This window comes from Wolbachia endosymbiont (group A) of Ancistrocerus nigricornis (assembly GCF_947250785.1).
Lineage (GTDB): Bacteria > Pseudomonadota > Alphaproteobacteria > Rickettsiales > Anaplasmataceae > Wolbachia > Wolbachia pipientis.
This window is the reverse complement of the sequence record NZ_OX366348.1, coordinates 212957-233024: the sequence shown is the minus strand read 5'-3', so window position 1 is coordinate 233024 and position 20068 is coordinate 212957. Positions and strand designations below refer to the sequence as shown.

Here is a 20068-nt window from a genome sequence, read left to right as displayed (position 1 = left end):
TTCATTTGAACACTCCCAAACTTATCACTTTATGCCACTGGTCTTCATCTAAAATTTCTACACCTAATTCCACTGCCTTTTTATATTTGGATCCTGGTTTTTCTCCTGCAATTAGGTAGTCAGTTTTAGCAGAAAGATGTGAGCTGACCTTTGCTCCTAGAGTTTTGGCTCTTACTTTTGCCTCTCCTCTACTCATAGCAAGTAGCTTACCAGTAAACACTATAATTTTATTATTTAAAACAGAGTTACTAGAGTTGGAGCTCACAGGAAGAATTTGAAGACAAGCAGTAAGATCATTTAACATTTTGATGTTATGTTCCTTAGAAAAAAATGATTCCAAAGATTCAGCTACTTTTTTTCCTATGCCGTCTATACCTACTAGCTCAGTATTATCTGATGACAGTTCAATCATCGAATTATACCAATTATAATAAGAAACATAATAATCTGCAAGCAATTCTGCTGCAACTTGGCCAATAAATCTAATACCTAAAGAAAATATAAACCTATCTAGAGTTATTACCCTTCTGCTTTGTATAGCATTTAATAAATGAGCTATTGATTTCTTGCCCCAACCAGACTGTTCTTCCAGATTAAATTCATCCAATCTTTCTTCTAAAGTAAAAATATCGGGAATTTGTTTTATCAGACCAAGGTCGTAAAAAAACTCTATCTGCTTATCACCAAGGCCAACAATGTCAAATGCATCTTTCGATACAAAATGCTTTAGTTTTTCTATTATTTGAGCTTTACAGGCAAATTCCTCAGGACATCTTACTGCAGCCTCTCCCTCAACCTGACGTACTTTACTACCACATTCAGGGCATACTTCAGGAAACACAAATTCAGGTGTATTTGGAAGACGAGAATCTCTGCTTACTTCAACGATCTGGGGAATTACATCCCCTGCCCTTTTGATTGTTACAATATCTCCCTCTCTTATGTCTTTACGTTTTATCTCATCTTGGTTATGCAGACTTGCTCTACTAACTAGCACCCCACCAACATTGACTGGCACTAAATCTGCAACTGGAGTTAAAACCCCTGTTCTGCCCACCTGTATAAATATCTTGTTTAACTTTGTTTTTGCATAAACCGCAGAAAACTTGTATGCAAGTGCTGAGCGCGGTGCTTTGTGAGTATTCCCTAGACGATTTTGTAGTACCAAATCATTTACTTTATAGACTATTCCATCAATATCATAATCCAAGTTATAGCGACAGTTATAGACTTCATTATAGAACTTCAGCATTCCATCTAAACTACTCGTTAAGGACTGATGCTCATTTACGCAAAAACCAAGTGCCTCAAGCTTATTTAGTACCTCACTTTGACTTTTCTCTGCTCCACCAATCAAAGAATAAGCAAAATATCTAAGAGGTCTGCTTGCTGTAATGTTTGCATCCAATTGCTTTAGAGAACCAGCGGCTGCATTTCGAGGATTGGCAAATTCATCGTTTTCATTTAACTTTAAAAAGTCGCTGTTACTGATGTATATTTCACCTCTTACTTCTAGTCTTCCTTGCACACCTTGCAAAAACTTAGGAAAGCCTTTTATTGTTGCAACATTGTGAGTGACATCTTCCCCTACAAAACCATCACCTCGAGTTGCAGCTTTAACAAATCTTCCATCCTCATAAATTGCAGAAAACGACAACCCATCAATTTTTGGTTCACATAATATCTCTATTTTGTCCTCAATTAAAAACCTCTTTATTTTAGACAAAAATTTCTCTACACCTTGTTCATCATAAGCATTCTCAAGGGAAAGCATAGGTTCTTGATGTTCCACCTTAGAAAACCTCTCATCAGGTGGAGCACCAACACTATCTTGTGTTGCATAAATTTCTGGCTCTATTTCAGCTAACTTTTTCTTCAGTTCATCATATTCAGCATCACTTATTTCTGGCTTATTTTTTTGGTGATACAAAACATTATGATAATTTATTTGATCTTGCAGTTTTTCTCTCATCTTTTCTAAGTTAGTCATGATACCAATATAATGCTACATTAGCCTTTGTCGTCAAGCTGTGAATTTTCTTGAATTTATCATATGGTCTTAATCCATCAAATATCAAAGGTGCCACAATGCTATAGCCATACTTATTCTTCTCTCGCTCAATTGTATTAGCAGATCTCACTTGCTTTAGCCATATATTTATATAAAATTAAAATAAATTAGAGTAAACAATATTGCTGTTTAAATGCTAACAAGATTCGCTCCAAGCCCAACTGGCTACCTCCACGCAGGAAACGTACGAACTGCCTTGGTTTGTTGGATGTACACACGCAATCAAAATGGAAAATTTTTACTCCGTTTTGATGATACTGACCTTCAGCGTTCAGATGTCAAATATATAAATGATATCATACAAGATTTGAAATGGATTGGTATCAATTGGGATGAAAGTTTCAAGCAATCAGAGCGCTTTGAGCGTTACAATGAGGTGTTTTTGCAGTTAATAAAAGAAGGGCATATTTATGCATGCTATGAAACAAGAGAAGAGTTAGACATTAAACGAAAATTGCAGTTAAAACAAGGACTTCCCCCTGTATATGACAGAAGCGCGTTACTTCTAACTGAGCAAGAGAAAATTAGTTATGAGCAAGAAGGAAGAAGACCACATTTTAGATTTAAGTTGAATAGAAATGAGGTTGTTAAATGGAATGATGAAGTTAAAGGTGAAATAAATATTGCAACCAGTAGCATAAGTGACCCTGTGGTAAAAAGAGAAGATGGAATTTACACATACATGTTACCTTCTGTTATTGATGATGTTGACTTTAATGTAACCCATGTTGTACGCGGGGAAGATCATGTAACTAATACCGCAGTTCAGCTCCAAATGATTAAAGCATTAAAAGCGAAAATCCCTACATTTGCTCACCTTTCTCTGCTACATTTTGATGATAGCAAGATATCCAAGCGAACCGGCGTGCTGGACATTAAATCTATAAAAGAAGATGAAATTGAACCGATGGCACTAGTTAGTTATTTAGTGAAGCTTGGAACATCCAATCCAATTGAAGCTTGCGCCTGTATGCAATCTTTGATTGATTCATTTGACATTAAAAAATTTAGCTCAGCATGTACGCAATTTAGCTTGAGTGAAGCATACAAGCTAAATAGCAAAGTGCTGCAACAAATGCCATTTGAAATTATACAAGAACGTTTAAATCAAATTGGAGTGGACTCCTCAGAGTTTTGGTATTTTATAAAGAACAATATAGAAAGGTTTTCTGAGGTGGCCAAGTGGTGGAAAATATGCAAATCCGATATAGAGCCTGTGATTCTTGATAAGGAGCTTATAAAAATTGCGTTCAATGCATTGCCCCAAGGTGATTGTAATGAAAACACGTTGTCAGAATGGGTCAAAACTATTCGACAAACAGTGGATATAAAGGCAAAAAACCTATTTACGCAGTTGCGTTCAGCTTTAACAGGAACAGAAACAGGACCAGAGCTCGCTAAACTATTAATTTTTATCGGCAAAGAAAATATCATTGCAAGGTTAAAAGAAAAGTGAAAACTAAAGAATTATAGCTAATGCAATCCCTACGTCATACCGCGATTCATTCGCGGTATCCCTTAGCCGCTAACAAGAGATCCCGCTAACAAGTAGCGGGATGACGGTTGTCGTTTAGCCATAAACATTAAGAAATTTACCAAATGAAAAAAAAGGCAAAAGAAGCCCCGTGGTTATTATCCGCTTTAAAATATTGGCGTTTTTTATGTTTTAAACGCTTGACAAGCGAGATTCAGCCGCTTTTAATTGCAACTAACTTACGCTGCAAATGTTTAAGAAATTTACTAAGCAGAAAAAAAGACAAAGAATCCCCGAGTTAGCTAGTCTTTTACTATCTCTGTCGAGTATTGGCATTTTTTGATGTCTTGTAACGCTTTATAAGCGCGTTCAGCTTATTTAGATAAAAATCTAGATGTAGATGAAGTTTTGTAAAGACATACAGTATCTATACACTGCAAAAAATTGAACATAAGACGCCGATACATTAAGTAATCCTTACCTTTTAATCTGCAGATTGGCGAAAGCAAATACAATAGCTTCACTATCATGATAAGGGAGCTGGCGGAGTTTGTCAAGTAAGTTTTTGTATTTTAATTTTAGAATTTTATAGGCTTTTGTTCTTATGAAAATTATGTTCTCATGAGTAAATTAATGTTATCCTTTTTTGTTGATCTAAAGTTTTTTATGTTCATACACTTGCGTGTTCATAGTGTTTATTCGCTGCTTGAAAGCTCGGTTAAAATTGAGAAGCTGATCGGCCTTTGTTTGCGAAATAAAATGCCAGCGGTTGCAATTACTGATTCAGGTAACTTGTTTGGCTCACTTGAATTTGCAGAATATGCGGCAAGTAGGGGAATACAGCTAATAATAGGATGCAATATTATAGTTAAACATTCAGAACAAAATTTACCTATATTATTGCTTGCAAAAAATGAGCAAGGGTACACTAATTTAGTCACTTTGGTGAGTGAGTCTTTTAGAAAGCGCAAGAATAACAGCGATATTCCTTACGTTGATTTTGATGAGCTATTGAATTTAAGTACGGGTCTGATCGCTTTAACCGGTGGATGTTTGGCTCAACTATTGTTGAGGCAAGATAAAGAAACGGTTGAAAAACTGCTTTCAGCATTCAATGGTCATTTATATGTTGAATTGCAGCGTCATGGGTTGAATAAAGAGCTAGAGCTTGAAGAAGCTTTGATAGACTTTGCTTATCAGCGCAATATACCACTAGTTGCAACGAACGATGTGTTTTTTCCAAATAGGTCTGACTATGAGGCTTATGATATATTAACGTGTATATCGGAGGGGAGTTATGCCCTGGAGAATAACAGAAAGAAGTTAACTACCGAGCATTACTTCAAGTCTGTGGCAGAAATGGAGGAGCTGTTCAGCGACATTCCCGAAGCAATTCATAACACTTTAGTGATAGCTAAGCGGTGCTCTTACATGCCAAGAAGCAGGCAGCCTATTTTGCCTAAATTTCCTTGTCGAGAAAATAAAACTGAGAATGAAGAACTGAGGGAGCAGGCAGTTGCAGGATTAGAATTCCGTATTGCGAATGAGACAGACATAGACCTTAAACAATACTACGATCGGCTGAATTACGAACTGAGTGTGATAACTTCGATGAACTACGCTGGCTACTTTTTGATAGTTTCTGATTTCATTCGTTGGAGCAAAGCAAATGGCATTCCAGTTGGTCCAGGAAGAGGCTCTGGTGCTGGATCAATTGTTGCTTGGGGCTTGCAGATTACAGACCTTGATCCAATAAAGTTTGGCCTAATATTTGAAAGATTTTTGAATCCTGATCGTGTATCGATGCCTGACTTTGATATCGATTTCTGCCAAGAGAAAAGGGACCTGGTTATTGATTATGTTCAGAAAAAGTACGGTTATGTTGCTCAAATAATCACTTTTGGAAAATTGCAAGCAAGGGCAGTATTGCGTGATGTTGGTAGAGTATTGCAAATGCCTTACTCTCAAGTGGATAAAATATCTAAAATGGTTCCATTTAATCCAGTAAATCCTGTAACTTTATCACAAGCGATAGAGTTTGATCAAAACCTGCAGAAAGAACGAGATAGTGATGAGGTAATTGCAAAGCTTCTTGATATATCTCTTAAGCTTGAAGGAATATATCGTCACGTTTCAACCCATGCTGCTGGAATTGTAATATGTGATCAAAAGTTGGAAAATTTTGTTCCTGTGTATTATGATCCAAATTCAGCTTTGCCAATCACTCAATACAGCATGAAATATGTGGAGAAAGCTGGGCTAATAAAATTTGATTTTCTTGGACTTGGTACGCTAACGCTAATAGATCATGTATGTCGTTTAATTAATCGTGATGGAAAAAAGATTGATATTTCTTCAGTTTCTTTGAATGATCAAAAAACCTATGAGATACTCTCAAGCGGTGATTCAATTGGAGTGTTTCAGCTTGAAAGTTCGGGAATGAGAGAAGCTTTAATTAAACTAAAACCGGACTGCATTGAAGATATTATCGCTTTAATTTCCCTTTATCGTCCAGGACCTATGGATAACATTCCAACTTATGTTGCAAGAAAACATGGACTTGAAAAGCCAGATTATATTCATCCGTTACTTGAGGAAGTATTAAAAGAGACATTTGGGGTAATAATTTACCAAGAACAAGTGATGGAAATAGCCCGTATTCTTTCCGGGTATAGCTTAGCGGAAGCAGATTTGCTGAGACGTGCTATGGGTAAGAAAATCAAGGAAGAGATGGATAAACAACGTGAACTTTTCATCCAAGGGGCAACGAAGAATGGCGTTGATTACGACAGGGCAAGTTATATCTTTGACCTTGTTGCAAAATTTGCTGGTTATGGGTTCAATAAATCTCATGCTGCAGCATATGCGGTGATATCTTATCAAACGGCTTACCTTAAAGCTAATTATCCATTAGAATTTTTTACAGCACTAATGAATCTGAATATTGATGATAGAGATAAACTGAATTTATTTTATCATGCAGCAAAGTTTAGTGGCGTTACCGTTCTTTCACCTGATATAAACAAGTCTCAAGCTGAATTCTCAATAGAGGATGAACGCATACGTTATGGTATTGCTGCCTTGAGGAATGTTGGTTTTTCTATAGCGGAAGGAATAGTGAACGTACGTTCAAGCGCTTGTAAGGACATATGGGAATTCATTCAAAATTCAGGTCATATAATAAATAAGAGAGCGCTAGAAAGCCTGATTAAATCCGGAGCATTCGATAGCGTGCATAAGAACAGAAAGCAGCTATATGAGTCAATGGACACGCTGATTTACTTTGCAAATAAAAACAAACAGGATAGAGAATCAAGTCAAGCTGCTTTGTTTGGTAGTCTTGATGTCCTCAAACCGAAACTTGAGAATGTGGAAGATTTTGATGAAGAGGAAAAATTAGAACATGAGTTATTTTCACTAGGATTTTATTTAACTAATCATCCGCTTGAAAAATTTAGAACTCTTCTGGAAAAGTTAAATATTGGGTTTATCGGAGAAAATAGAACAGCAAAAACTGCTGGGGTAATATTAAATGCACGTATGAGAACTTCAGAGCGTGGAAGGTTTGTTATCCTCACACTTTCTGATCCCCATAACGTTTCTGAAATAGCATTCTATAATAATGAAATAATAGAAGAAAAAAGAGATTTATTTTCACCAGGAACATTTGTGATAATTGATCTTGAAGCTTCGGAAAATACAACAAGATTAGCAGGCAAGGATATATCTGAGTTTACAAAAAGAGTCACTTCTACAATAAAAGAATTAGTTCTCACCACTGAGTGCACGGATTCGCAAAAAGCCGCTATGGAATTAAACACAATATTGAAAGATGAAGGCAGAACCAAAATAATGCTAAAACTTCTTCTCGAAAAACATAAAGTGAGCATCTTATTACCAGGTGCATACTCAATTGCTCCTCAAGTAATTTATGAAATATCTAATTTAAGCTGGATTAAAGGCGTAGAAATTAATACAAATAACTTGCTTATATAAAAAAGCTTTATATAATGAAATATTTAATCGGTATTAAAGGAAGATATAGTGAATCTTTATGAATTTACTTTTATAGCACAACAAGGATTGTTACAGCAAGAAGTAGAGGAGATGGTCCAAGAGCTAGCTGTTTCATTGAAAAATATTAAAGCAGATATTATGTTCCAGCAAATCAGGGATATTCTGAAAAAAGGAAATGACAAGCTTACAAAACAAGAGTTAGAAGTGCGTGCTGAGGACATTAAAGAAAGTCTAGTTGCTTACTCTGATTTCTTGGAAGATCTTACAAAAATTTTATGGGTTGAATTAGAAGAAGATCTTTCAAATTTGAAAGAAGTGAAGTCAAAAATCGATAAAGAGTTGAAAGATGACCTAAAAGATTTAGGAATAACGCAAGATTTTACAAAATTTCTAGGAGGCAGTACTAAAAGTGCGTTTATCCATAACGCAGTAAATGCTTTGAAGAGAAATATTTCAGAACATCTAATAAAGATTTTTCAAGATATTTTGAAAGATTTTAGAATAAACGGTCCAACTCAATCGAGCAAAGCGTTGGAAATGCTTTTGAAAAACATTGAAGCATCAGGATTAATCAAGTATGAACATTGGGGTCTTTTGGATTTTGCATATCACAAAAATAAAATGAAGAGTGGTCATTATTGTATAATGTGCATAAGTTCTACTGCAAGCATTCTGGATGAATTTATGCGTAGAATGAAACTTAATGAGAACGTTATTCGCCACTTTCCTGTGCAGGTTGATAAAATTTTTGAAGGTAAATCTCATATGATGAATAAACAAATTGAGGAGCAAAGCGCATAATGATGAAAAGACGAAATAGTTTTAATAATTCTTACGTATCTGTAAATAATAGGACTGGCTTTAGGCGTTCTAAAGTTTGCCCTCTTGCTGCGTCTAAAGATGAAGACATAGATTATAAGAATATAGATTTATTATCCAAGTTTACCTCTGACTATGGTAGGATATTACCTAGAAGATTAACAGGCGTATGTGCAAAAAAACAAAGGAAGTTACGCTTAGCGATCATAAGGGCACGTTTTTTAGCTCTTATTCCTTACTGTACTAAAAAAGTTTAGGTAATTTATGTTGATAATTTTAAAGGAAAATATAAGGACTTTAGGTAAGCTTGGTGAAGTTGTCAAAGTTAAACCAGGTTATGCACGTAATTTTCTTTTTCCACAAAGAAAAGCGGTGAAAGCTACCAAGGAAAATTTAACAAAGCTAGAGGAGCAACGTTTATTACTGGAAGAAGAGAATATAAAAAGATTAAATGTAGCAAAAGAGCTTGCGTTGTCACTACATGATAAGTTTGTGGTATTAATAAAGCAAGCTTCAGAGGATGGTAAAATTTTTGGTTCTGTAACAACACGTGAAATTGCGAAAATTTTACTACAAGAAGGACATGTGATAGATCACCGTAGTTTATCTTTTGGTGGAGTAAGCATCAAAAACTTGGGTGAATACCAAGTAAACGTAGAATTACATAGTGAAGTAGTAGTACCAATTACTATATACGTCGTGAAATCCGAAACAGATGCAAATGAGCTAAGGCAAGTAAAATTGCAAAATCAGAAGTCTGAGCAACAAGAGGCAGAGCAAGATGCGAATAAAGAAGCTACTGATGGTGATGATAGCTGATCAAAGATGATCCCTTGTTATAGTCGTAAAGAAATGTCTGCCATGGCTAAGCTGGTGTCATCCCAGTGCTTCCCTCATGTCATCCCAGTGCGTGACACTGGGATCCAGTTTATTTCATCATGGACATTATTTTATGCTTCTAGAATCCGTTGTCCATTGAATAATTTGCAAATACTTTTATACCTGGATTCCAGTGTCACGCACTGGAATGACACCATTATTGGAGTAAATCAAAAATGATCCCACGCTATAGCCGTAAAGAAATTTCTGCCATGGCTAAGCTGGTGTCATCCCAGTGCTTCCCTCATGTCATCCCAGTGCGTGACACTGGGATCCAGTTTATTTCATCATGGACATTATTTTATGCTTCTAGAATCCGTTGTCCATTGAATAATTTGCAAATACTTTTATATCTGGATTCCAGTGTCACGCACTGGAATGACACCATTATTGGAATAAATCAAAAATGATTCCCCGCTATAGCAGAAAAGAAATGTCTTCCATTTGGGAGGAAAATAATAAATTTAATATATGGCTTAAAATAGAAAAATTAGCGTGTGAAGCTCAAGCAAAGTTAGGAGTGATTCCGAATAATATTGCTGAGAACCTCTCTGGTGCTATTGAATTTGATGTTGAATGTATCAACGAAATTGAATCCATTGTAAAACATGATGTTATAGCTTTTCTGACATATATTGCTAAAAAAGCGGGAGTTGATGTTCGTTATCTTCATTATGGAATGACAAGTTCTGATGTTTTGGATACATGCCTTGCGGTGCAACTGAAAGAGTCCTGTGATATTTTGCTCGAGAATCTAAAAAATTTACTTGCAGCATTGAAAAAAAAAGCTGAGGACTATAAAGATATTGTTTGTGTTGGACGCAGTCACGGAATGCATGCAGAACCAACAACTCTTGGAATAAAATTTGCCAGATTTTATGCTGAATTTAAACGCAATTATCAGAGATTAATTAGCGCGCAAAAAGAGATCTCAATTTGTAAAATATCAGGTGCAGTAGGCAATTTTGCAAATGTTGATCCGTTTGTTGAAGAATATGTAGCGAAAGAAATGGGACTCATACCTGAAACCATATCATCTCAAATCATTCCTCGTGATAGACATGCCATGTTCTTTTCAGTTTTGGGAGTAATTGCAAGTTCAATAGAAAATGTTGCTGTTGAAATTCGTCATTTGCAAAGAACTGAAATCGGCGAAATTTCTGAGCATTTTTCCACTGGGCAGAAGGGAAGCTCTGCTATGCCACACAAATGTAATCCTATTTTAAGTGAAAATCTGACTGGACTCTCACGTTTAATACGCAGTTATGTTTTTCCTGCGTTAGAAAATGTTGCATTGTGGCACGAACGTGATATATCACACTCGTCTGTGGAAAGATGCATTGCTCCTGATGCTTGTATAACAATGGATTTTGCTTTAGTGCGATTAACAGATTTGATAGATAAATTGGTGATCAATAAGGAAAACATTGAAAAGAACTTAAATTCTTCAAAAGGTTTAGTTTTCTCACAGCGTGTATTGCTTGAGTTAGTAAATAGTGGTTTGGCGAGGGAAGAGGCGTATAAAATTGTTCAGAGCAATGCAATGAAAGTGAAACAAAACAACAGTGATTTTCTGGCCGAATTGAAACAAGATAAACCCTTACTTAAGGTTATTAACTCGGAAAAACTTGAATCTTTGTTTGATTTGAAGTATTATACGAAACATATAGATCGTGTGTATAATAAGGTTTTTAATTAGGCTGAGTAGCTCAGTTGGTAGAGCAGGAGGATCATAATCTCTTGGTCGGGGGTTCAAGTCCCTCCTCAGCCACTCGAACTAAACTATGTTTAGCAAAGCAGTGCTATTGGTGAAACCCAGTGTCAGTTACTTGGAATGAGTTGTATATCCACTCAGGTGAGGAGACAATGGATAAGAGATTGTGAAAAGGGTTTAGCTTTTGGCCTATGATCTCTTTAAATGACAGAATTTCACTACAAAACTTAACTTTCTTCTATGCAGTTAGCTAAGTCAAGAAAGGTGAATCTATCTCTTGTTGTAAACGCAAGATTGACCACTTTACAATATTGTTCTTTATTCCAACTGAGGTGCTCTGGTAAGTGTGGAATTGATAGATCTTCAAATATTTTTTGCAGGTGTTTTGCAGGTAGTAAATTTTGCTTAATTAAACTGGAAATATTATGCCATTCTTTACAAATAATCTCTTGGATTTTTTGCTGCATAATTTGCTTCTGTTCAAAAGTTCTTACAAATTCGATATTATCAAAGTACTGAGTTATATGTTTTACATCTAAAGTGGTCGGTTTGATAATCGGGTTTTGTATTGATAATATCTTTTCCTGTAAATTAGCCATAGTAATCGTTGTGACAGCAATTTTTTCACCATGTAGTGAGGAATAATCTTTTGTTACCATTTCCATTGCGTGAGCTATCATATGCTCTCCTTGGCTTGCAGAATAGCTGCCTTTTGACATCACCATTCCAAGTCCTGAAATTAGTAGAACTTCCATAAGTAATAGGACCTCTTTTCCACTTCTTTTAGTAAGCGCCGTATATTCTCTTAGCAAAATTTGCTCCAAATCGTGAACAAGTGTAAAAGGTAATTCATTGTATTCTGTGCTAAGCAACAAATGAGATAGTAGCCAGTCAGCCTGAACTGTTGAACGACAAATGAAATCTGCAAATCCGCTTAATGTGAGGCGCAGTGGCGCATTGGCAAGTATGTCTATATCTATATATATTGCTCTTGGAAGATGTGCTTTGAACGATTTTTTATATCCATTTACTAATATTGAAGCATTTGCGGATGTATATCCATTCATAGAAGCGGCTGTTGGAAAGGATATATAATCTTTTTTCTCGAGGTAGCTTGCATATTTGCAGATATCGTTAACGGTGCCGCTACCAAATGCAACTATTAAGTCACTGTCTTTTACTTTGTTTCTCACTAGATTTACGGTTTCAAGAGAGGCAGCTCTGCTTGGTGTCATTTCTCTACTTGATGTCATCCCAGCGCGTGACACTGGAATGGCAGGTGGGGTTGGAATAATTAAATGAGAAATTTTATTAAATACGTTTTTGTTTAAAAGTTTTGCTGTATTTTCATCTGCAACTAGAAAGATGTCATTTCCGTGTTGTGTGCATATTTCATAGATATCATCAGCAAGGTGGTAATCTGTTATTACTTCCCTTAGAAAAGTTTGTTCGGTTTGATGTAATATTTGTTTTAAATAGTGCATAGAGTGTTTACAATATAGCAGTATAAGTATTTTAAGATTGACATGAAAATTGACCCTGTAGAGCTAACTAGGAAATTGATCTCTTTTGAGAGTATAACACCAGAAGACAGCGGGGCAATAGAGTATATAGCAACAATCTTCAAGAAGAGCGGCTTTGATTGTGAGATTTTAGAATTTGGTGATAAAGTTAAAAATCTTTATGCGAAATATATAAATGGAGTACCAAATTTGTGCTTTGCTGGGCACGTTGATGTTGTACCACCGGGTCAGTTAAAAGATTGGGCATTTGGTCCATTTAAACCAGAAGTGAGGGATGGAATGCTATATGGAAGAGGGGCCGCTGATATGAAAAGCGGAGTAGCTGCATTTATTGCTGCTATGGTAAATTTGATTGCAGAGAAGTTTCAGTTCAATGGTTCAATAAGTGCATTGATTACCAGTGCTGAAGAAAGCATGGAAGAATATGGAACAAAGGCAGTTTTGGAATGGATGAAAAATAAGCAGAAAAAGATAGATTTTTGTGTGGTTGGCGAACCAACTAGTAGTGAGAAATTAGGTGATACCATAAAAATAGGCAGAAGAGGTTCTGTAACATTTGAATTAATTTGCCATGGAAAACAAGGGCACGTTGCCTACCCAGACCTAGCAGACAATCCAATATATAAGGTAATATCGATATTGAGTAAGGTAAAAAATACTACTTTTGATCATGGTAATAAATATTTTCAGCCTTCACATTGCGAAGTTACTACTATCGATGTTGGAAATAATACTAGCAATCTAATACCTGGCTCAGCAACTACACGTTTTAACATTCGATATAACAATGAACAAACACCGGGTGGCTTATATAAGCTGATTGATGAAATATGCTCCAGTGTAACTAACGATTATAAACTTTCTATGCATAGCAGCAGGGACGTTTTCCTCTCTACTCCCGATAGAAATACTGATATTATGCTTGATGCAATAAGTAAGGTTACCAACATTGATGCTATACTTAGCACAAGTGGTGGCACATCTGACGCTGCGTTTATCAAAGATGTTTGTCCAGTGATTGAATTTGGTATAATCAACAAAACTGCACATCAGATAAACGAATGCGTATCAGTAAACGATATACACAAGTTAACAGCTATATATAAGGAATTTATAGAAAATTATTTCAATCCCACTAATAAAATATTGAATCAGGTCAACGTAGTTAGTAATATATCTAGTGGTCCATTGTTAGCTTAGATGTAATCAGATCTCTTGCATAACTGTTGTTTGAATAATAACTTGTATCATTCCAGCAAAATGTGTCAAGTAAGTTTTTTCGTTTCTATAGCTACTTGGATGACAAAAAAAGAAATACTAGACTTTATACCTTTTGCACTCAAATTCACATAAATCATGAATTATGCACGTTTCACACGAAGGTTTCTGTGCTTTGCAAACATATCTACCATGCAAAACTAGCCAATGATGAGCATAAAGCAGGTATTTTTTGGGAACCACATTTAAAAGAGATTGTTCTGTTTTAAACACATCTTTTTCTTTCACAAGCCCGATTCTATTGCTCACTCTAAAAACGTGAGTATCAACTGCCAATGTTGGAATGCCAAGCCCCGAATTTAAGAACACATTAGCGCTCTTTCTTCCCACTCCCGGCAAAGACACCAAATCATCGAAATCAGTAGGCACTTTGCTATTGTACCTCTCAATCAATATTTTGCTGAGCCCGATTATGTTTTTTGCTTTGGAATTATATAAACCAATACTGCTTATGCATTTTCTTAGCTCACTCTGCCCAAAACTCAGCATTTTTTCTGGCGTATCAGTGATACTAAATAGCTCCTTTGTAATTTTATTAACGCTTATATCAGTTGTTCGCGCTGATAGAACTATCGCAACTAATAACGTAAAATCATTGGTATAATTCAGCTCTATTTTTGGTGCAGGATTTGATTGCTTGAATTTTTCAAATATCAGTTCTACTTTTTTTGAGTCCATGCATAGAGCTAAAAGCTTATACTACACTGGTTCTGTGCAAATTCAGTTCCTTTAGGCTTAGATAGTCCTTCAGCATTAAAATCAGACATATCAGTTTTTACCTCATCAAAATTCCTCTCAGCAAATTCGCTTGCCACTTCCGCAAAACACTTTTTAATAAGAGGCATAACAATTGGCATTAACAGTTCTCGTGGATCATACCATCCTAACAGGCCAGTTTCCTTTTGTACCCTATCTCTTGGATCCTCTTCTAGTAAATCTTTTGTGTGCTTTTCAGCATATATTTCACAGCCTTTTGAGAAAACAGAAGCTAACATTTCAATTAATACTGCCAATAACAATAGTGAACCAAGTATGGTTCCACCAACAGTTAATCTATTAGCAATGAAATTTGTTGTAAGTAGATAAACAGAAAAAGCAGCTAAAGGATAGTCGATAAGAAGCTTATTGCCTAGCGCGATATAGTTCATTTTACTTGTGAATTCATCAGCGGAAATTTCTGAATTTTTATACTTTTCCATATAATAATTCACTAATAAACCAAAGGCTATAATAATAGCGATGTTAAATGCTATGATCCACCATGAAAAATAGCAACCTATAGTAACTCTAGTTAACAGGCCTAAGGGTAGAACACTAAGAGCCAGAATAAATAGTAAGGGATTTTTACGTTCCATAAATCTTAACGCTAATTCTTTTTTATCCTCATCTACTAGGTTCTTTTTTTTCTTTAGAGGAGAAATATAAAGAAATAGCCGTATACTAGGTTTTGATAAGCGTTTATTAAGCTCGCCAGGGTCTGACGGCCTAAAAAAACTGCCATAAATATCTCCTGAAAAACAGTATTCCACATCCTCTTCAAACGCACTATCATTCTTTTTTAATATAGAAGTCAATTCATCAAAATCTTTACCTATAGCTTCTTCACCAATCCATAGTGTATCGAACAGCTTCTTTCTATAATGAAATTCACGTGCTGTTAAACGTCCATTACTTTCAGCACCAACACTGACTTTAACACAAGGATTTCCTGACTCTAAAGGTTCAATGTACTTTTTTAGCTCTTGATAAGCTTTATAAATCTGATCAAATCTATTTTTGTCTTCACATTTGTCAGGATGGTTTACAAGTATCAATTTATTATATTGTTTTTTCAGAAACTTGCTAAGAGCTTGATAATCCTTACCTACAATTTGTTCAGCTTTTATCTCTAGTACGTTAAACAGATCATTATTATCATAAAACTCCTGACCAGTTAACTTAAAATGTTGACTCATTACTACACCTCACATAAATACACGATACTATTAGTATAATATATTTAATGTTTCACACAAGCATAAAAATATCAAGCAACCACTAAGAGAAGAAACCCTCTTTCCCATCATACAAATACAACTTATCCATTCTCACCACATCAAAATTATGTTCCTCAAATTTGATTAGCAAGTTATTCACATCACTATTTGTAATTTCATTATTTGCAATGAACCTGCAGGTTATTTGGTCACTTGAAGACTTTGAACTTCCTGGCCAAATCGCAAGGCCTTTTGAATATATTGCTATAATCTGCGGATTACTTGTTTCAAACAACTTCACTATTTGGTCAAAGTCAGCCGGCTTACTCCAGGCAAGCGTTATATCGCTACCCACTAGTTTTTTAATCTTATAATCCTGTTCATAATTATCCTGTATTTTATCCACTTTACTATTTGGATCACTGCCAATTATAAGCTCAGATAATGTTTTCGGTTTTTTTCCTAGATTGTCTATAACAGCTTCTGCAAATTCTTTTGTACCAACTTTCTGTTTACTTCTTTTCTCCTTATATAAATCGGCAGTGTGTATTCCATCCTCCAAAGTCTTGAGCCATGCATCGTAGATTAGTTTTGCAGTACCCACTTGACCTATGTAAATTAGCATATGCACTGCAGCATTTAAAAGACCAGAAGGATTGGCTATGTTTTTTCCTGCAATATCAGGGGCAGAACCGTGCACTGCTTCAAACATTGCGTATTCATTCCCGATGTTGCTACTTCCGGCAAGCCCCACAGATCCAGAGGTTTGTGCGACTATATCTGATAATATGTCGCCATATAAGTTCTCGGTTACTATAACATCAAAATTCTCCGGTTCTGTTGCAACACGCGCCATTCCAATATCAACTATATAATGTTCTGCCTTTATATCTGGGTATTCCTTTGCAATGCGATCAAACGCGGCATGGAAAGTTCCGTCAGTCATTTTCATGATGTTATCTTTAGTCAGGCAAGTTACTTTTTTTCTGTTGTGTTTTTTTGCATATTCAAAAGCGTACCTGCATATCTTCTCTGAGCCAGATCTAGTAATAATTTTAGTGCATTGGTAAGAGTCACCAGTGAGCCTATGCTCTATTCCGGTGTAAACGTCCTCTTCATTTTCACGTATCACTACGATATCAAACTTATCGAATTTATTTTCTATAACAGGATGATATGAAATGCATGGTCTGATATTTGCATACAACCCTAGATTTTTTCTGAGTGCAACGTTTAAGCTTTTGTGCCCTTTACCTTGAGGAGTTGTTGTCGGAGATTTTAATAATATTTTTGTCCTTTCAATTGATTCCCAACCACTTGGAGAAATTCCGTGAGACCATTCTTTACTGTAAACACGCTCCCCTATTTCAATAATATCTATTGAGATTTCCGCTTCTGCTTCGCGCAATATCGACAGCACCGCTTCCATGATTTCTGGTCCGATACCGTCGCCATATGCAACTGTGATTAGTGTTGACATAACTTCCCTAGTTATAAATGATTTAATATTAATTTAAATAATAGAGTGGCACAAGTAGCTAATATTACCCAAGTTAGTATATTTACGGTTATTTAATAACGTATTTTTATATCATATGATGATATTATGAAATATAGGTGGGGTTATGAATACTGAAATAAATGTTAAAGTAAATTATGTAGGATTTACAAGGCGTATTGTAGCAGAAATACTTGACCTCATCATATTTTCCCCTCATTTTATCTTCGGTTTTATCTATGGTGTATTCATCGTATCATTACAAGATCAAGATAAAGACTCTTTTCAGGAACTTGCACAACTAGCAACAGAAATACCATTTATAGTTTCTACAGTGGTCGCAACATTAGTACTAACAATATCCAAAATATTAATGGTAACAAAACTTGGTGGTACCCCAGGAAAACTATTGTGTGGTATGCATATTAAAGATGCTAATACATTTACAAATGTTACCCTTATGCAAGCAACAATAAGATGTATTTCTAAGGGAAGCATCTGGATTATTTTTCGCTTTTTGCTTCATCTGCATTATCATGGTTATACTTTTCTATATCTTTTAATTGTGCTAATTTTATTTTTGTTTGCAGTATTTGATCAACGCAAACAGACTTTTTACGATAAAATTGCAAAAACAGTAGTGATAGACTATAAATCTAGTTGATATTTTTCTTTATAGGTAGTACATGGATAAAAAAGTAAACTACTCAACGATGACAAGACGTACTCTAGCATTTATAGTTGATTGTATTTTATTTATCGCAATACCATTTGGTTTAATGGCGGTGGATTTCTCACTTACACACGCAATACAAGGGATCATGGGTGCAATAATTGTAATCACCACGATTGTATTTTCTTTATTTTTAATGATACCATGTATATTTCATATATTCATGCTAGTAAAATTTGGCGGCACTCCAGGACACTTGTTATTTAGCATGCGGTGTAAAAACAAAGATACATTTGAGTCAATCACTACAATGCAAGCAATGAAAAGGACTATAGCTCTTTTTATAATTTATTGCATATCACTTTGTAATCCCATTTTATTCTTAGCTATACTAATCTTAGTTTTAGTATGTGCAGTAGGTGATGAACATAAACAAGCTTTTCACGACAAAATTGCAAACACGGTAGTGATAAATTATAAACCTAGTTGATATTTTCCTTTAGCTGTCTGCCACCAAGGGTGTCATTCCAGTGTCACGCGCTAACTTAAGGTAAATTGCCAACTTAACTATAAATATATTTTGGTAAATCCAAATTATTTTAGCTATAAGAGCGTTTTACTTTTTGCTCAGCATATCCATCATAACTGGCTTACTTTTAGTGATTCATGGAGTTAAAAAAGTCAGCATTGCTCTTTGTTAAAAGTAGTTTGTCACGTAAAAATTCCATTGCTTCAACGGGTCCCATAGGATTGAGTATCCTACGCACCACCCATATTTTATTTAGTATAGCCTTATCAACTAATAGCTCTTCCTTCCTTGTTCCGGATTTTGTAATATCAATAGCTGGAAATATACGTTTATCAGAAAGTTTTCTATCAAGTATGATCTCAGCATTTCCTGTACCTTTAAACTCTTCAAAAATAACTTCATCCATTTTTGAACCAGTCTCTATAAGAGCTGTGGCGATTATAGTTAAAGAACCCCCATTCTCAATATTACGAGCTGCTCCAAAAAAGCGTTTTGGTCTCTGCAGTGCGTTTGAATCTACACCACCAGTTAGAACTTTCCCAGACGAAGGAATAACCGCATTATAAGCACGTGCAAGTCTAGTAATATTGTCAAGTAGAATTACCACATCTTTTTTATGCTCAACCATTCTTTTAGCTTTTTCTATTACTATTTCAGCAAGCTGTACGTGACGGTAAGCAGGCTCATCGAATGTAGAACTTACTACCTCACCTTTTACAGAACGTATCATATCTGTTACTTCTTCAGGTCTTTCATCTATAAGTAACACTATTAATTCTACTTCAGGGTGATTTATAGCTATAGAGTTAGCCATTTGCTGAAGCAATACAGTTTTTCCTGTGCGAGGTGGAGCAACTACTAACGCTCTTTGCCCTTTTCCAAGAGGAGCTACTATATCTATAGCACGCATGCTTAAGCCTTTTTTATCATCACCATTATTACACTCAAGTACTATGCTTTCCTCAGGATAAAGAGGAAGCAAATTATCAAAATGGACGTACTTTCTTAATTCACTTACTTCAGTAGAGTTTATACTTTGAACCTTAGTTAAAGTAAAATATCTCTCTTTATCACCAGGTGGCCTTATTTCTCCATATGCCATATCTCCTGTACGTAAATTAAACTTCTTTATTTGCCCGTTAGAAATATAAACATCATCGGTACTTGGGGCATAATTTGCACTTGCTGAACGTAAGAAACCAAAACCATCAGGCAATATTTCCACTATTCCACTCCCTGTGGTTATGCCTCCTTCTTCACTCATTTTTTTCATTAAGCTGAATATTATTTCCTGCTTTAGCATTCTACCATTGCTTTTACCGTTAGTTGAAATTTTTCTTTCTTCAGCTAACTCTAACAATTCTTCTGCTGTTTTCTCTTTTAATTCGCTCAGATCTAATGTTTTTCTGTTTTTCTCAGTACCTTCATTGACCATCTGTTTTACTGTATCGTTATTGTAAATTTGCTCACTTTTTTCAGGTTGAGCTGTAACCTTTCCTTTTGCCAAAACATCTTCATTGATTGTTGTCATAATCCTCCAAAAATTTTAATTGATGCTTACTAACCTAAAATGTGACTATAAGATAATAAATTAGGCTGAGTTAGTTTCAGTGCGTA

The 20068-nt window shown here is 35.4% G+C and carries 18 protein-coding genes and 1 tRNA gene; 12 read left to right on the top strand and 7 right to left on the bottom strand.

Translation table 11 applies throughout. The features are described from left to right. Nucleotide 1 precedes the first annotated feature (1 nt). Together ligA and OOK90_RS01165 are read right to left on the bottom strand one after the other, a co-directional pair. Nucleotides 2-1990 (bottom strand): NAD-dependent DNA ligase LigA, encoded by a 1989-nt coding sequence (gene ligA, locus OOK90_RS01170; protein WP_209472640.1) that lies wholly within the window; start codon nucleotides 1988-1990, stop codon nucleotides 2-4. Beyond that, nucleotides 1983-2141 (bottom strand): hypothetical protein, encoded by a 159-nt coding sequence (locus OOK90_RS01165; RefSeq protein WP_187470058.1) that lies wholly within the window; start codon nucleotides 2139-2141, stop codon nucleotides 1983-1985. The genes ligA and OOK90_RS01165 overlap by 8 nt, the downstream gene beginning before the upstream one ends. Before the next feature lie 63 nt (nucleotides 2142-2204). Between OOK90_RS01165 and gltX the strand changes: the two genes are divergently transcribed. From gltX to OOK90_RS01120, 9 genes are all read left to right on the top strand, one after another. Then, nucleotides 2205-3527, top strand: coding sequence for a glutamate--tRNA ligase (gltX, locus tag OOK90_RS01160; RefSeq protein WP_264705984.1), 1323 nt, complete (start codon nucleotides 2205-2207; stop codon nucleotides 3525-3527). 684 nt (nucleotides 3528-4211) lie between these two features. Then, entirely contained in the window at nucleotides 4212-7541 is a 3330-nt protein-coding gene (dnaE, locus tag OOK90_RS01155; protein ID WP_264706161.1) for a DNA polymerase III subunit alpha, read from the top strand. A 48-nt stretch (nucleotides 7542-7589) separates the two neighbouring features. Further along, nucleotides 7590-8363 carry a 30S ribosomal protein S6 gene (locus OOK90_RS01150; RefSeq protein ID WP_010082465.1) on the top strand — a complete coding sequence of 258 codons (774 nt, stop codon included), beginning with the start codon at nucleotides 7590-7592 and terminating at the stop codon, nucleotides 8361-8363. Next, complete coding sequence (rpsR, locus tag OOK90_RS01145; protein ID WP_007548890.1) at nucleotides 8363-8638, top strand: 30S ribosomal protein S18; 276 nt, start codon at nucleotides 8363-8365, stop codon at nucleotides 8636-8638. The genes OOK90_RS01150 and rpsR overlap by 1 nt, the downstream gene beginning before the upstream one ends. Nucleotides 8639-8645: 7 nt before the next feature. Next, nucleotides 8646-9200: a 50S ribosomal protein L9 gene (rplI, locus tag OOK90_RS01140; protein ID WP_006279792.1), complete on the top strand. Its 555-nt coding sequence runs from the start codon at nucleotides 8646-8648 to the stop codon at nucleotides 9198-9200. A 42-nt stretch (nucleotides 9201-9242) separates the two neighbouring features. Continuing rightward, on the top strand, nucleotides 9243-9440 hold the full coding sequence (locus tag OOK90_RS01135; protein WP_264329665.1) for a hypothetical protein: 198 nt from the start codon (nucleotides 9243-9245) through the stop codon (nucleotides 9438-9440). 32 nt (nucleotides 9441-9472) lie between these two features. Then, entirely contained in the window at nucleotides 9473-9670 is a 198-nt protein-coding gene (locus OOK90_RS01130) for a hypothetical protein (protein WP_236717745.1), read from the top strand. Then, complete coding sequence (purB, locus tag OOK90_RS01125; RefSeq protein WP_010962833.1) at nucleotides 9667-10959, top strand: adenylosuccinate lyase; 1293 nt, start codon at nucleotides 9667-9669, stop codon at nucleotides 10957-10959. Before OOK90_RS01130 ends, purB begins: the two co-directional genes overlap by 4 nt. Beyond that, a tRNA-Met gene (locus OOK90_RS01120) sits at nucleotides 10959-11031 on the top strand. The genes purB and OOK90_RS01120 overlap by 1 nt, the downstream gene beginning before the upstream one ends. 170 nt (nucleotides 11032-11201) lie before the next feature. Here OOK90_RS01120 and OOK90_RS01115 read toward each other — a convergent pair. Continuing rightward, nucleotides 11202-12458 carry an iron-containing alcohol dehydrogenase gene (locus OOK90_RS01115; RefSeq protein WP_264705983.1) on the bottom strand — a complete coding sequence of 419 codons (1257 nt, stop codon included), beginning with the start codon at nucleotides 12456-12458 and terminating at the stop codon, nucleotides 11202-11204. 42 nt (nucleotides 12459-12500) lie between these two features. On the opposite strand from OOK90_RS01115, the gene dapE reads away from it, so the two are divergent. Next, nucleotides 12501-13697, top strand: coding sequence for a succinyl-diaminopimelate desuccinylase (gene dapE / locus OOK90_RS01110; RefSeq protein WP_010082500.1), 1197 nt, complete (start codon nucleotides 12501-12503; stop codon nucleotides 13695-13697). 117 nt (nucleotides 13698-13814) lie between these two features. Here the strand turns inward: dapE and nth are convergent, their stop codons facing one another. From nth to icd, 3 genes are all read right to left on the bottom strand, one after another. Beyond that, a complete protein-coding gene (nth, locus tag OOK90_RS01105) occupies nucleotides 13815-14453 on the bottom strand; it encodes an endonuclease III (RefSeq protein WP_209472633.1) in 639 nt (212 codons plus the stop codon). A gap of 8 nt (nucleotides 14454-14461) precedes the next feature. Further along, nucleotides 14462-15730, bottom strand: coding sequence for a J domain-containing protein (locus tag OOK90_RS01100; protein ID WP_264705982.1), 1269 nt, complete (start codon nucleotides 15728-15730; stop codon nucleotides 14462-14464). Between the two features lie 82 nt (nucleotides 15731-15812). Next, complete coding sequence (gene icd, locus OOK90_RS01095) at nucleotides 15813-17231, bottom strand: isocitrate dehydrogenase (RefSeq protein ID WP_010082497.1); 1419 nt, start codon at nucleotides 17229-17231, stop codon at nucleotides 15813-15815. Between the two features lie 145 nt (nucleotides 17232-17376). On the opposite strand from icd, the gene OOK90_RS01090 reads away from it, so the two are divergent. Further along, on the top strand, nucleotides 17377-17913 hold the full coding sequence (locus tag OOK90_RS01090; protein WP_006279799.1) for an RDD family protein: 537 nt from the start codon (nucleotides 17377-17379) through the stop codon (nucleotides 17911-17913). A gap of 22 nt (nucleotides 17914-17935) precedes the next feature. Further along, entirely contained in the window at nucleotides 17936-18412 is a 477-nt protein-coding gene (locus OOK90_RS01085; RefSeq protein WP_264705981.1) for an RDD family protein, read from the top strand. 166 nt (nucleotides 18413-18578) lie between these two features. Here the strand turns inward: OOK90_RS01085 and rho are convergent, their stop codons facing one another. After that, on the bottom strand, nucleotides 18579-19982 hold the full coding sequence (rho, locus tag OOK90_RS01080) for a transcription termination factor Rho (protein ID WP_007549497.1): 1404 nt from the start codon (nucleotides 19980-19982) through the stop codon (nucleotides 18579-18581). Between the last annotated feature and the right edge of the window lie 86 nt (nucleotides 19983-20068).